This is a genomic window from Viridibacterium curvum, from assembly GCF_039544165.1.
Taxonomy (GTDB): Bacteria; Pseudomonadota; Gammaproteobacteria; order Burkholderiales; family Rhodocyclaceae; genus Viridibacterium; species Viridibacterium curvum.
The window spans coordinates 460,085-473,507 of the sequence record NZ_BAABLD010000008.1 but is presented as its reverse complement, the minus strand read 5'-3'; the positions used below and the strand labels follow the sequence as shown (position 1 = coordinate 473,507).

At 60.1% G+C, this 13,423-nt stretch carries 13 protein-coding genes; 9 read left to right on the top strand and 4 right to left on the bottom strand.

The features are described from left to right. Positions 1–13 precede the first annotated feature (13 nt). The 5 genes from ABEA02_RS09935 to ABEA02_RS09915 all read left to right on the top strand — a co-directional run bounded on the left by ABEA02_RS09935 (position 14) and on the right by ABEA02_RS09915 (position 3,901). A complete protein-coding gene (locus tag ABEA02_RS09935; RefSeq protein ID WP_345532771.1) occupies positions 14–652 on the top strand; it encodes a hypothetical protein in 639 nt (212 codons plus the stop codon). Between the two features lie 87 nt (positions 653–739). Further along, positions 740–1,159, top strand: coding sequence for a lactoylglutathione lyase (gloA, locus tag ABEA02_RS09930; RefSeq protein ID WP_345532770.1), 420 nt, complete (start codon positions 740–742; stop codon positions 1,157–1,159). 329 nt (positions 1,160–1,488) lie between these two features. After that, positions 1,489–1,905, top strand: coding sequence for a hypothetical protein (locus tag ABEA02_RS09925; RefSeq protein WP_345532769.1), 417 nt, complete (start codon positions 1,489–1,491; stop codon positions 1,903–1,905). A 298-nt stretch (positions 1,906–2,203) separates the two neighbouring features. Next, positions 2,204–2,995, top strand: a complete 792-nt coding sequence (locus ABEA02_RS09920; RefSeq protein WP_345532767.1) for an alpha/beta hydrolase-fold protein — start codon at positions 2,204–2,206, stop codon at positions 2,993–2,995. 264 nt (positions 2,996–3,259) lie between these two features. Further along, on the top strand, positions 3,260–3,901 hold the full coding sequence (locus ABEA02_RS09915) for an SOS response-associated peptidase (protein WP_345532766.1): 642 nt from the start codon (positions 3,260–3,262) through the stop codon (positions 3,899–3,901). 214 nt (positions 3,902–4,115) lie between these two features. Here ABEA02_RS09915 and ABEA02_RS09910 read toward each other — a convergent pair whose 3' ends face one another. From ABEA02_RS09910 to ABEA02_RS09900, 3 genes are all read right to left on the bottom strand, one after another. Then, positions 4,116–4,763 (bottom strand): hypothetical protein, encoded by a 648-nt coding sequence (locus ABEA02_RS09910; RefSeq protein WP_345532765.1) that lies wholly within the window; start codon positions 4,761–4,763, stop codon positions 4,116–4,118. A 137-nt stretch (positions 4,764–4,900) separates the two neighbouring features. Beyond that, positions 4,901–7,150, bottom strand: coding sequence for an AAA family ATPase (locus ABEA02_RS09905; protein ID WP_345532764.1), 2,250 nt, complete (start codon positions 7,148–7,150; stop codon positions 4,901–4,903). Positions 7,151–7,217: 67 nt separating this feature from the next. Then, a complete protein-coding gene (locus tag ABEA02_RS09900; RefSeq protein ID WP_345532763.1) occupies positions 7,218–8,639 on the bottom strand; it encodes a DUF2130 domain-containing protein in 1,422 nt (473 codons plus the stop codon). A 274-nt stretch (positions 8,640–8,913) separates the two neighbouring features. Between ABEA02_RS09900 and msrB the strand changes: the two genes are divergently transcribed. The 4 genes from msrB to ABEA02_RS09880 all read left to right on the top strand — a co-directional run bounded on the left by msrB (position 8,914) and on the right by ABEA02_RS09880 (position 11,559). Continuing rightward, a complete protein-coding gene (gene msrB, locus ABEA02_RS09895) occupies positions 8,914–9,357 on the top strand; it encodes a peptide-methionine (R)-S-oxide reductase MsrB (RefSeq protein ID WP_345532761.1) in 444 nt (147 codons plus the stop codon). A 2-nt stretch (positions 9,358–9,359) separates the two neighbouring features. Further along, the gene (msrA, locus tag ABEA02_RS09890) at positions 9,360–9,863 is read left to right on the top strand and encodes a peptide-methionine (S)-S-oxide reductase MsrA (RefSeq protein WP_345532759.1); all 504 of its coding nucleotides are present in this window, start codon (positions 9,360–9,362) and stop codon (positions 9,861–9,863) included. Positions 9,864–9,956: 93 nt separating this feature from the next. Further along, on the top strand, positions 9,957–10,703 hold the full coding sequence (locus ABEA02_RS09885; RefSeq protein WP_345532758.1) for a MipA/OmpV family protein: 747 nt from the start codon (positions 9,957–9,959) through the stop codon (positions 10,701–10,703). Between the two features lie 85 nt (positions 10,704–10,788). After that, complete coding sequence (locus ABEA02_RS09880; protein ID WP_345532757.1) at positions 10,789–11,559, top strand: MipA/OmpV family protein; 771 nt, start codon at positions 10,789–10,791, stop codon at positions 11,557–11,559. Positions 11,560–11,636: 77 nt separating this feature from the next. Here ABEA02_RS09880 and ABEA02_RS09875 read toward each other — a convergent pair whose 3' ends face one another. Continuing rightward, a complete protein-coding gene (locus ABEA02_RS09875) occupies positions 11,637–13,418 on the bottom strand; it encodes a putative bifunctional diguanylate cyclase/phosphodiesterase (RefSeq protein ID WP_345532756.1) in 1,782 nt (593 codons plus the stop codon). Positions 13,419–13,423: the final 5 nt, after the last annotated feature.

Genomic DNA, 13,423 nt, shown 5'->3' with positions numbered 1-13,423 from the left:
AAGGATGCCCGTCATGACCCCGAAAGCCTATGTACTCACCGAACTCCAGGCCTCCCTGCCTTTCTCTGACGTGCCCTGGCAGCGCATCAACGCAACCCTCCTCCAGCAACCCGGCCTCATCAACAAAACCTGGCTCTCCGGCGTCGGCAACCAATCCGTGGGGGGCTTCTATGCGTTTGACAGCATCGAGCACGCCACCCGCTTCTGCACCGACTACTTCCCGCAGGAGGCACGCGCGCTCGGCGTGGCGCAGACCACCCGCATCTTCGACACACACGGCACCGAAGACGCCAGTCGCGACATGAACTCCGTGCACTTTGGCGGCTCGCTCGCAAACGCGCCGGGCGCCTTCGTCTATACCGAGGTGTGGCTCAACGCCAGCCCCTTCAGCGAAGCCATTCCCTGGCGCGCCATGAACCCGATACTGAAACAACAACCCGGGCTTCTGGCCAAGACCTGGCTAAGCGGCCTGCACACCGGCACCCCGGGCGGCCTCTATGCGTTCGACACCATCGAGCACGCAAGCGCCTTCGCACTCGAATACTTCCCCACAGAAGCTGCCGGCCTCAACGCCGCTTTCCACACACGCGTCTTCAACGGCGCCGTGGTCGCAGCCGCCAGCAAAGCGATGCGCTCACCCTTCTACGCCTGAGCCTCCGGCCTCCGCCTCATCCGAACGGCGGAGCCACCCGCTTCAGGCTCCGCCACCCCCAACGCACTCAGGCAGGAACATCACACCATGCGCATCCTTCACACCATGATCCGGGTCGGCGATCTCGAACGCTCACTCGCCTTCTACACCGGCCTGCTGGGCATGCGCCTGATGCGGCGCGAAGACTATCCTGACGGGCGCTTCACCCTGGCCTTCGTCGGCTACGGCGACGAACAAAGCGCAGCAGTCATCGAACTCACCCACAACTGGGGCGTGAGCAGCTATGAGCACGGCAACGCATTCGGCCACATCGCCCTGAGCGTGGCCGACGCAAAACTCAGCTGCGAACAGCTTGCCGCGGCTGGCGTCACCATACTTCGACCACCGGGCCCGATGAATCAGTCCAGCCCGCAACGGCGGTCCGCCGAAGTGATCGCCTTCATTGCCGACCCCGACGGCCATCGCATCGAACTCGTAGAGACCGGCCCGACGAATCAGGGCGCATAAACCCGGAGCGTTCAACGCGCAACCATCCAGCCCGGAATTCCGAAACGGGATGTCATCGCGTGCGCCCCTTTCGCTCGCGGCGACACTGCGCCGCCATCTCGCCAGCGCGTAGGGCGGAGTGGCAACTCCGCCGTATGTCATTCCCCATATAGCGACTTGCTGATGCAAAACATCCGGCGCAGTTGCACTGCGCCCTACGGCCCTCCAGTGAGTGCAACGTCTTTCGTTGCGCACGCCATCCGGCCTGGCCTTCGTCAAGGGCGCCCCTCTTTCGTCATCCCGGCGAAGCTCGTAGGCTGCAGCCCATCAACCCAAACCGCAGGCCTCAGATGAATGCACAAACACCCGGCTACTCGGGAACACCGCTCGCCAAAAAGCTTGGCATCGTCGCGAACTGCCGGGTCGCTCTCCTGCATGCTCCCGGCGATTACGTCCAGTTGCTTGAGCCCGTACCGTCCGGCGTCGTGTTCGAGAGTCTGGTCTCTCAAGCCACCGACATCGTTCACGTCTTTGCTGATCGCAAAGCGGTTCTGGGGGCTGAGCTCGAAGCTTTGCGAAGCGCAATCAAGCCCAACGGCGTGGTCTGGGTATCCTGGCCAAAGAAGGCGGCCAAAATGCCCACCGACATCACGGAAGACACCATCCGCGAGCTGGCCCTACCGCTCGGCTTCGTCGACATCAAGGTGTGTGCCGTCAGCCAGGTCTGGTCCGGCTTGAAGCTGGTCATCCGCAAAGAGCTCCGCTGAAAGTGCGGCCTGAACCGGCGCCAAACCTCGCAAGACACTGCCCCTCTTCCACACGAACATGCTTGTGCTACGAAGCTAGACCTGACCCTGTGATTTCCACGGTGAAGAAAAACGTGCCGCCGAGGCGTCATGCGCGCAGATATTTCGGCATCGGGCGATGAGCGTCATTGCGAAACATCCGGTGCATTGCCCTTCGGTTATTGCACCCTACGGCTCTTGGCCACCCGGCTTTCCAGCACAATGACTCAATGGGTAGATCGGGCGCCCTCAAGACGCCACACCGCAGGAGGCATGAAACATGAACGCGAAAGTCATCGTCCGGGCGCTGCTGCTGGCAATACTGATTTCGATCACTGCAGGATGCGCATTCCGAGGCGAGACGCCGATTGCTACGCTGCGTTACGAGAATCCGTCGAAGCCTGCCAGCGAGGGGAAAAAGCTGCTGATTTTTCTGCGCGGCCTCGGCGGCGGCCATGAAATTTTCCAGAACAATGGGCTCGTGGATCAGGTGATCATCCGCGGCTTACCCTTCGATATGGTCGCCCCCGACGCGCACTTCGGCTATTACAGAGACGAGACGCTGGGGCGACGACTGTATGAGGACATCATTGTGCCGGCGCGGCAACAGGGCTACACCGAGATCTGGGTCGCCGGCACATCACTGGGCGGCCTCGGTGCCTTGTTCCTGCAGATTGAACATCCCGGTGAGGTCGACGGGATCATCCTGCTGAGTCCGTTTCTCGGATGGAACGGCATCGTCGAGGAGATCCAGAGCGCTGGCGGTCTGGCCCGCTGGGAGCCCGGGCCGCATACCGTGGAGGATTGGCAGCGTTATCTGTGGGCCTGGATCAAGCAATACCAGGCCAGGCCCGAGCGTGTCCCGCCAATTCATCTGGGCTACGGAGCATCCGATTTATTCGTCAGCGCTCAGGACTTGCTGGCGACCGCGCTACCCGAAGGGCGCACAACGGTCGTCAAGGGCGGGCATACCTACGGGACCTTGCGTGCGCTTTGGACGACATACCTGGATAGATACGGGCCAGCGCTGCGGCGCCCGCACAAGGAGCCGCTCACAGCCCCGCCCCGATAGCGACTGCGGCACGGGTCAATGGCGGGAAAATCGTAGGGTGCGCATTGCGCACCCTACCCGGCTGCGCGAGGAGTGGAATGGCGGAACCGCTTTGCGTTCCGCCCTACGAATATCCAGGGTACGCGGCCCCATTGCCGTCATTCCCGCGAAGGCGGGAATCCCGTGACTTCGCGAACGACGCTGGATTCCCGCCTTCGCGGGAATGACGGATTGAACACGCACGCTGCCAGGCGCCACACCACCTCGCGAAGCTAGAATCCCCCCATGTGCGCCAACTACCTGCCCCCATCTGTCAAAGAGATCGAGCGACTCTGGGAGCTCAGGCATCACACGCCTGATCTCTCATGGCCTGCCGAAACCTGGCCCGGCTATGGGGCGCCGTTTCTGAGCAACTTCGACAGCAGCAGCTTGACGCTGGGCAGCTTCGGTCTCGTGCCGCAGTGGGCCGAGCCCAAGCTGGCGCGCAGCACCTACAACGCCCGCGCCGAGACCGTGGGCGACAAGCCCTCCTACCGCAATGCCTGGAAGCAGCGCCAGCTGTGCATCATCCCCGCGCTCGCCATCTACGAACCGAACTACGAAACCGGCAAGGCCGTGCGCTGGCGCATCGAGCGCGCCGACAAGCAGCCCTTCGGCATCGCCGGCATCTGGGAACGCCGCCTCAAGGACAAAGGCGTCAGCCGCTGGTCGTTCACCATGCTCACCATCAACGCCGACGACCATCCCCTGATGCAGCGCTTTCACAAACCTGAAGACGAAAAGCGCTCCGTCGTCATTCTCGACCCCGATGCCTACCAGGGCTGGCTGCAGGCCCGCAGCGAGGCCGAAGCGCGCTCCTACCTCCAGCTCTTCGAACCCGAACTCATGCAGGCCAGCCCCGAGCCGCTCGCTCCGCGCCGGAAGTAGCCCCAACCTCGTAGGGTGCAATAGCCGAAGGGCATTGCACCGAATCGCATGCGCCGAGCCTTGCCGTTGCGGCAGATTCACGGTGAAAAAATGTGCCGCCGAGGCTTCCGGTACGAAGAGGGTTCGGCATCGAACGATGAGCGCCGTTGCGCAACATCCGGTGCAATGCCCTTCGGTTATTGCACCCTACGGCCCTTGGCTCGCAACCACTCCTTCACCGCAGCCCCTTGGCTTTCGCTTTCGCATCGATCTCTTGAACTGCTCGCTTTAGGTCAGGATTTGGAACTTCCGCGAGCTCTGGGATGTTCTCGATTGCGTAGGCGAGCATTTGCTTTTGCGTTGACATGGACATAAATTCCTTGTCGCACACAAGAGCATTAAGTTTTTTGAGGAGTGCTGTGCGCCTCTCTTGGGTTTTTATTTCTCGTTCTTCTTGTTGCCTTTTTTCTTTTTCTATTCCAACAGAAGCTGCCGCAGAAGCGGCCTCCCAAAACTTGAGATACCACGACTCTTCAATATCAATAGACAGATAGCCTTGGATGAATGGCGCGTAAAGGCTGTAAGCCCCGATTTGCCCAATGTACTTTTTGTACCTTGAGAGTGAAGGATCGTGGTCTATGAGATCGAGATCGATTGAAACTGACGGATAGCTTGATGTTTCGAGCGAGATCTCGAAGTCATCACTATCGAGAGTTTGTGACGCTGCAAACACCACGGAGCATCCAAGAGCTTTGGCTGTCGTGCAAAACACGCTCAGTTCACCTTTGACCTTAACGGTATGCGGTTTTCCACTCCACTCTTCTACCTCTACCAACTGAAGTTCAAACTCTTGAAGTGATGTGGCGATCTCGGAGATGTCCATAAAAAACCCCTAACACTAACTAGACGAAAAACCTTTCGTCATGCCAACTGATGGTTAGATTGCTAAAAATTGAGCGGGGTAGGAATTGTCAAGGAAAGGACTTCTTGCAATGGAAAATCAATCCGAGCCAAGCCCCTTTACTCAACTCCCTCTGCTTCTGCGTGAGGCGCGTCTTCAAGATCCTTGTAGGCATCTCCCATCATCATCTTGTAGTGAGCCTCATGCTCCGCCAACTTGAATATCCGGTGGAAGACATCTAAGTAGCTGCTCACTGCATCTTGATCCAAGCTTACGAATATATCGTCTTGTGCAAAATGCGAACCGTCATTTATCCAAGACAAAAGACTGTTGCAAATGATTTGGTCTTTGCCAGGCAGCTTCGCGCAAATATCTCTCGGCTCAATCCCGCCGAAGAACTTGAAGTAGTTTTCAAGGATTCTTCGCATGACGTTTTGAATCGTAAGCAGTGACGGATTCGGATTCCTTACCTCTGACCAAAGCAGCTCATACGAAGTCTTGATCGGATTCCCCTCGTGCTTTTCAAGTTTCGAGAACTTGGCTGGTTTACGCACGACCCAAAACGTTTCATCTTTAAGTGCTTTGTCCGATCGTGAGTTGTTAAACGAGACCTCTTTATGGAAGTAGACGTTGTGCGTCAAAACGAAAACTTGCTTGATCAGGCTTGAACCGCTGCGCGCTTCATCAAACACCTTCTTGATAAGGCTGCCGACGATGAACAGAATCTCGCTGTCCAAGCTTGATACCGGATCATCGAACACCACAATTCGATCCGTACTAATCCCGCTTTCCGTTTCACTGCCTTTTAGCAAGTGATAGAAATACAGGAAAGTCACGAAGATCTTCTCACCTTCACTCAGCGTCTCTTTGGCGTCCGATTTATCCTCCCGGACCAACTTGTATGCGGTGCCACTATCGGTAATTGCCAGCGAAAAGCCGTGAAAGCCGAACGAGGCAAGCAGGGAGTTGATCGCGTCAATTGTCGGTTTTACGCTCGTGGTTTGCTTTTCCAGATCCCGAATGGCGGCATCCCGCGTGCGGGCTTCTTGGTTGAACGTCTCAGCCCTGCCCTCAATTGTCGTAATCGTTTTTTCTAGCTCGGCCTTCTTACCTTTGTAATCGGTGTAGACCGTTCCAAGGTCCACCTCCACTAGATGCTTCCAGACTTCGGAAATCAACTTCGCCTTTTCCCTGCCGATGTTTTTGACCAAAGCATTGTGCTCGGCAACTTTATCGTTGGCTTCCGTGATGAGGCTTTCGATTACAGCGGTGATATTCCCGACCGACTCCAGCTCAAAAATTTGGCTAGGCTCTTTGCTCTTTTTGATGAGCTGCTGCACGTTCAACTGCAGCTTCGCTTCGAGCAAATCCCGCTCTCCCCGAAATTTCTCAACATCCAAAAACTTAGATGGGATAGCCAATATTCGCGCAAGTTCTTGCAGGACCCGTGCGGTTTCGGATTTGTAGCCGTCAAGCAACGCAGTGATGGCCTTGCTGTTCCGTTCAAACGATTCGTTGAAATATTCGCTGAGGCTCTTTTCAAACGCTTCGTTCGTCTTTTGCTGGCAGAACGGGCAAAAACCTTCGTTCGCGTCGTAGAAACTTCTTCCCTCCCTCACCCAGTCGCTGTTGCCAAGCTTTTTTATCATCTCGGCGATATTCACATCTTCCTTGCCGATCACTCTCGTTCTGATGATCGGATCGGTTTCGTGGCCCAACAAAATGGCAAAGCTGACATTGGGCACAGCAACCTCTTCGCTGAGGGTCTTTCCGAAAATCGTTTCGGCGCGCTTGTGCAGGTCATTCAAGGGCACAGTCAGGGACTTGTTGGACTCCGCTTCTTGCAACGTCTTAGCCTTGAAGTCTTTCTTGCTGTTTCTGAACCCTTCAAACGCAAGGGAAAGCCGCTCTTTGTGCTTGCTATAGGACTCCCAGCACCGCTCCTGAAAAGAAGCTTCCAGCTCAGCCAACTCGCCCCGTTTTCCTGGGGCACCGTCAGCGCCATCCAGCACCTTTTTCAGTTCAGCCACCTTCGCTTTGTAATTGTCGGATTCCTGTTTCTTAGCCTTGATCTCCTTCTCGGCTTTAACTTGATCTTCCCCAAGAGTGAAAACCCCTTTGAGTTCTTCTGAGCGGCTGAAATTTCGCTCTACAAAATCTCGGTTATAGACCAAAGCTTGGACGTGACGACCATCCTTCCAAGCGACTCCGCACGAAGCATAACTAGCAGCGTCGGCGATCAACCTGCTGATCGTTGTCTTGCCAGTGCCATTAGTTCCGAAGATGAAATTGACTTGCTTTAGAGGCCCCAGAACCTCAGGTTGATCACCATAGGTTGCGGTATTCGACAGAGAAATACTTTCGATCATTGCGCGGCCTCAATTTGTGAAATCACTAATTTCAACGGGAACTCTCGACAAACTAGCTGTACATGCTTTAGCTGTCCTCAGTTCCGTCTGCTTTCTTTACCTCCGCAAACTTCCCCGCCATTGTCGGATTCCCCCGCGTCAGTCGCTTGATCGTCACGTCCTGTGCCTTGTCGTTCGCGAGGCGCAGGTTGCGATCCGTGCCCAGCAGGGCTTCCTTGGTTTTCTGCAGGTGGTCGATGGACTTGTCGATCTCGTCGATGGCCGTCTGGAATCTGCGTGAGGCGAGTTCGTAGTTCTTGCCGAAGGCGGACTTGAAGCTCTCCAGCTCGTTCTCGAAGTTGGTGATGTCGATGTTCTGGGCGCGCACGAGGGCGAGTTCGGCTTTGTATTTGACGGCGTTCATCGCGGCGTTGCGCAGCAGGGTGATGATGGGGATGAAGAACTGCGGGCGGATGACATACATCTTGGGGTAGCGGTGGAAGACGTCGACGATGCCGGTGTTGTAGAGCTCGCTGTCGGGTTCGAGCAGTGAGACGAGCACGGCGTATTCGCAGCCCTTCTCGTTGCGGTCTTTGTCGAGTTCCTTGAGGAAGTCTTCGTTGCGCTGCTTTGTGGAGGTGAGGTCGCTCTCGTTCTTCATCTCGAACATGATGGAGACGATCTCGGTGTCGGCTTCGTCCTTGTCGCGGAAGATGTAGTCGCCCTTGCTGCCGCTGCGGGCGTCGTTATCTTTCTCGAAGTAGGCGCGGGGGAAGGCGGTGGCGCGGATGCGGTTGAATTCGGTTTCGCAGTGTTGCTCCAGCGTTTCGCCGACCATCTTGGTGGAGAGGCGGGCCTTCATGTCGCGCAGGCGTTCGATTTCGCTTTCGCGGTCTTTGATCTGGAATTCGTAGCGTTCCTTGAGGGATTTTTCGGCGAGCTCTTTTTCGAGCGCGGCGCGAGCGAGCGTGTTCCTGAGTTCGTCGCGTTCTTTCTCGACGCTGCTCAGGGCTTCGGTCAAGGCGAGTTTGCGGGCGACTTCGCCGGCGTCGAGCCGGGCCTTGAGGGCCTGGATTTCGGCGTCCTTGGCGGCGGCGCTTTTTTCGAGTTCAGCGCGCATCTGCGCCTCGGCCAGCCGGGCGGCGGCGTCTTTCTCGTGCTGGGCCTGGGCGAGCTGGTGGGCGAGTTTGCTGGCGAGTTCGTCGCGCTCTTTCTCGATGGCGGCGAGGGCCTGGCTGACGGCGAGCTGGCGTTGCACTTCGCCGGCGTCGAGCCGGGCCTTGAGGGTCTGGATCTCGCTGTCTTTGGCGGCGGCGGTTTTCTGCAGCTCGCCGGCGAGTTTTGCCTCGGCAAGTGCGATGGCGTTGTGCTTGTCGCGCTCGGCGAGCTCAAGGCGCTCGTGCAGTTGCTGGGCGAAGTCGGCGTCGCGCACCTGCTTGAGGATGTCGGCGTAGCCGGCTTCGTCGATGGTGAAGGCTTCGCCGCAGTGCGGGCATTTGATGTCGGGCATGGCCGGGAGTCTCCTGCGCGCAGGGGGGGTGGCAGGCCGCCGCTGCGCGATTGATGATCCCGGCATGCTACCCGCGTTTTCCGGCTGTCAGTGGGCAGGAATCCGCGACCCCCGCGCCGGGTGGGTGGATGGCCCCTTGGGGGAGCGGTGGGGCAGGGTGAGGAGGGTGAGGCGGTGGGAAGGTGAGGCCGGCATGTAAGGATTTGCGGTGTGTGCCGGTATATTCACGTGATGAGTCCATATTGATGGACACTTGCCCCGCAGGAGTACCAGCATGTCCCGTTACAGCAAAACCCCCGAAGCCATCGCGCGCCTCACGCCCGAGCAGTTCCGCGTCACGCAGCAGAGCGGTACGGAGTACCCGGGTACGGGGGAGTATCTTCACAACAAGCAGGTCGGTATCTACGTCGACATCGTGTCGGGTGAGCCGCTGTTCGCGTCGGGCGACAAGTATGAGTCTGGCTGCGGCTGGCCGAGCTTTACCAAGCCCATCGAGCCGGCCAACGTGACCGAGCTGCGCGACACCACGCACGGCATGATCCGCACCGAGGTGCGTTCGGCACATGGCGACAGCCACCTTGGCCATGTGTTTGAAGATGGCCCGCGTGATCGCGGTGGCCTGCGGTACTGCATCAACTCGGCGTCGCTGCGCTTTGTGCCGCGCGAAGAGATGGTGGCGCAGGGCTATGGCGACTACCTTGACCAGGTGGAGGGCTGATCATGGCGACGACTGAACGTGCAGTGCTGGCTGGCGGCTGCTTCTGGGGCATGCAGGAGCTGATCCGCAATCAACCGGGGGTGATCTCGACGCGCGTGGGTTACACCGGGGGCGATGTGCCGAATGCGACCTATCGCAACCATGGTACGCACGCCGAGGGGATCGAGATCGTGTTCGACCCGGCGGTCATCAGCTATCGCCAGTTGCTGGAGTTCTTCTTCCAGATTCACGACCCGACGACGCTCAACCGCCAGGGCAATGACCGGGGCACCAGCTATCGCTCGGGCATCTACTTCACGAGTGAGGCGCAGAAGCAGGTGGCGGAAGACACGATTGCCGACGTCAATGCCTCCGGCCTGTGGCCCGGCAAGGTCGTCACCGAGCTGGCGCCGGCCGGGCCGTTCTGGCTCGCCGAGCCCGAGCACCAGGACTACCTGCAGCACTACCCGAACGGTTACACCTGCCACTTCATCCGGCCGAGCTGGAAGCTGCCCAGGCGCGGCTGATGGCGGCTGCGCCCGTCGCTCTGCTGCTTGCGGCAGGGCGGGGGCGGTGTAGAGTCGCGGCCGGGCGCTGTTGCCCGGTCTCCGGTTTTCACCATGTCCAGATTCCCTGCCTCTCCCGCCCTGTTGCGCGCCTTGTTGTGCCTGGGGCTGACTGCATTGCTGGCGCCCCTTGCGCAGGCGGCTGAAGACAAACTGTCGGGGGACGCAGGCCTGATGCTCGCGCCGTCGCAGTCCATCATCCGCGAGGGCAAAAACACCCTGGCTGTGCTGCCCTTCGTGGCGGGCGACTACGGGCGTGCGTTTGCCCGCGTCGACACCTTCGGGGTGAAGACGCTGAAGTTCGGTTACGGGCATCTGGAGCTCATCGGGCGTTATCGCGCCGATGCTTACGAGGTTGACGGTCTCACGCGTCGCGATGCGCCGGTGCCCTTGGGCGTGGGTTCGCTGCAGGTGACGCCGATTGGCGCGTTCGAGCTCAACGTCGTGCGGGACTTCGGTGATTCGGCCGGCGCGGTGGGCATGGCGCGTTACATCGCCAAGCTGGCCCGGGGGCCGGTCAGTGTGTATCCGGAGGTGGGGGGCGAGTACCTCAACCGCCGCTATGCGAATTACTACTACGGCACGCGCGAGGCCGACGCCAGCACGGTGGGGCGCCACTATGCGACGAGCAATGCGCTCAACCTCTTCGTCGGCAGCCTGCTGCGCTATGACCTGACCGACAAGTACGCCCTGCAGGCTTACTGGCGTTACACACGTTACGACGACACCATCACCGACAGCCCGCTGGTGAGCCGCAAGGGGCGGCACAACGGCTTCGTGGCGGTGACGCGCAGCTTCTGAGCCGGCGCCGCACAGTGCTGTAACACGGCTTGCAGACAATCCAGGTTCCGGCGGTGTGCGCCGGAGTCCGGGATTCGTCTGCGTCATGCCGCATTTTTCTGGCTTTCTTCTTTGCGTGGTGGCGGTGCTGTGTGCGGCGTTGAGCAGCACCTTGCTGCATGCCGAAGAGGCGCTGGCGGCAGACCACAGGGCGGGAGACAAGCCGGCCTTCAAGAGCGAGGCCGGCGTGGGCTTCGTGCGGACGCAGTCGGTCATTCATGGCGGGCAGATGTCGACCAGCGTGATGCCCTATCTCATTCACGAGCAGGGGCCGTTCTTCGCGCGCATCGATACTTTCGGCATCAAGACGCTCAAGGCGGGCTACGGGCACGTTGAGCTCCTTGGCCGTTATCGCGGTGATGGCTACGCTGTGGCGGGGCTGGCGCGGCGTGACAACCCGGTGTTGCTGGGGCTGGGCACGTTGCAGATCACGCCCTATGGTGCGGTGGAGGCGACCTTGCTGCGCGACGCCGGCGATTCGGCCGGCTTCATCGGGCAGGCGCGCTACATCACGCGCGGCGCGCTGTGGCGGCTGACTGTCTACCCGGAGCTGGGCGTCGAGTTTCTCGACAGCCGTTACACGCGCTATTACTACGGCACGCGGCAGCAGGACGCGACGGCTGTGGGCCGGACCTATCTGCCGGCAAGCGCGACCAACCTTTTCGCGGGCCTGCTGACCAGCGTACGCATCACCGAGCGCATCGCCTTCAATGCCTACATTCGCCGCACCTGGTACGACGATGCCATCGAGGACAGCCCGCTCGTGCGGCGCGGCTCGCGCAACAGCTTCTTTCTCGCGTTGGCACGCGCGTTCTGAGCGTGCCGGCCGGGACAGTGGGGCGTGTTGCGGGTCGGTGACAGCGGCGCATTGTGCCGTCTGCGCGCGCGGACGATTCAGGGCGGCAGCTGTTCGCTGTCCGAATTGCGTATCGCCGCTTCGATGACGCTGCCCGGCAAGGCTTTGCCGAACAGGAAGCCCTGGTAGCGCTGGATGCCATGCTGCGTGAGGCGCTGAAGCTGTTCGTGCCGCTCTACGGCTTCGGCCAGAACTTCGATGCCCATGGCGTTGGCGATGGTCATCACGCCGGCAACGATGGCCTGGCTGACGGCATTCTCGGCCACGTCGTCTACGAAGGCGCTGTTGATCTTGATCTGGTCGAAGCGGAGGTGCTTGAGCGCTTCGAGCGAGGCGTAGCCGGTGCCGAAGTCGTCGAGCGCGAAACGCACGCCGCGCGCACGCAGCTGGTTGATGACACGCGCAGCCTTGGGCAGGGATTGCGGCTTGATGTGCTCGGTGAGCTCCAGATAGAGCTTGCCCGGCGGCAGCTTGTACTTGTCGAGCAGTCGCAGAATGGTTTGCACGAAGGCCGGGTCTTCGAATGAGCGTGCGGTGATGTTGACCGACAAGCGCATGTCCTTGAGGGCCGGGTCGTGCAGCCATTTGCCCAGTGTGGCGCAGGCGGTGTCGAGCACCAGTTTGTCGATGTCATGCACGAGGCCGGTGTTGACGGCTTCGGGCAGGAATTCCATGGGGTTGAGCAGGCCGCGCGTGGGGTGATGCCAGCGCAGCAGGGCCTCGGCGCCAATCGGGCGCAGGTGGCGGTCGACCTGGAGTTGGTAGAGGAGTTCGAGCTGGCGGGTCTTGAGCGCGGCGCGTAGCTCGGTCTCCATGCTGTCCTGGTAGCGCAGCTCGGTTTCCATGCTGTACTGGAAGAAGCAGGACAGGTTGCGCCCCTTGTGTTTGGCGCGGTAGAGCGCGATGTCGGCGCGCTTGGTGAGTTCGTCTACGGTCCAGCCGTCGTCCGGGAAGCAGGCCACGCCGATGCTGCCGTAGGAATGCAGCTGCAGGTCACCGATGAGGTAGGGCTGGGCAAGGATCTCAAGGATGCGCGCGCAGAGGGCTTCGAGATGGGCGCGGAGGCTGCTGCCTGCGGGCTCGGGGGCGCGGATCAGCAGCACGAATTCGTCGCCGCCGAAGCGGGCGATGAGATCGCTGGAGTCGATGCAGCTTTGCAGGCGCTGGGCAACCTGGCACAGCAGGATGTCGCCGACGTCGTGGCCGTAGAGGTCGTTGATCTTCTTGAAGTTGTCGAGGTCGACGAAGAGCAGGCCGGAGGGGTGTTGCTCGACGCTGACGAGCCGGTGCAGGTGTTCGTTGACGGCACGCCGGTTGTAGAGACCGGTGAGCGGATCGGTGGTGGAGAGTTTTTCCAGATGGTTGTTCATCTGGTCCAGCTGCTGGTTCTGGGTCGACAGCAGCTGGTTGATGCGTGCCAGTTCTTCTTCGCGGCGCTTGCGCTCGTCGATGTTGAAGGTGACGCCAATGAAGCGGTGCATGCCTGCGTCGGCCGCTCCGTTCATGACCTTGCCGTAGTTGGCGTACCACGTCCATTCGCCGGTCTTGGCGCGCAGGCGGAACTCGCTGCGGTAGTTGTCGGCACGGCCGGCGCGATAGGCCTCCAGCGCGGCACCCACTGATGGCATGTCGTCGGGGTGCAGGATGTCCAGCCAGAAGGCGAGGTTGTCGCCGACCTCCTGCGGTTCGTAGCCCAGCTCGCGAAAGGTGCGTGCGGCAGGGTGCGTGACCTTGCCGGCAACGAGGTCGTTCTCCCACAGGTCGAGCCCTGCAGCCTCGAGTGCGAGTTGCAGCCTCTTGTGGTCGTCACTGGCGCTCATTCATG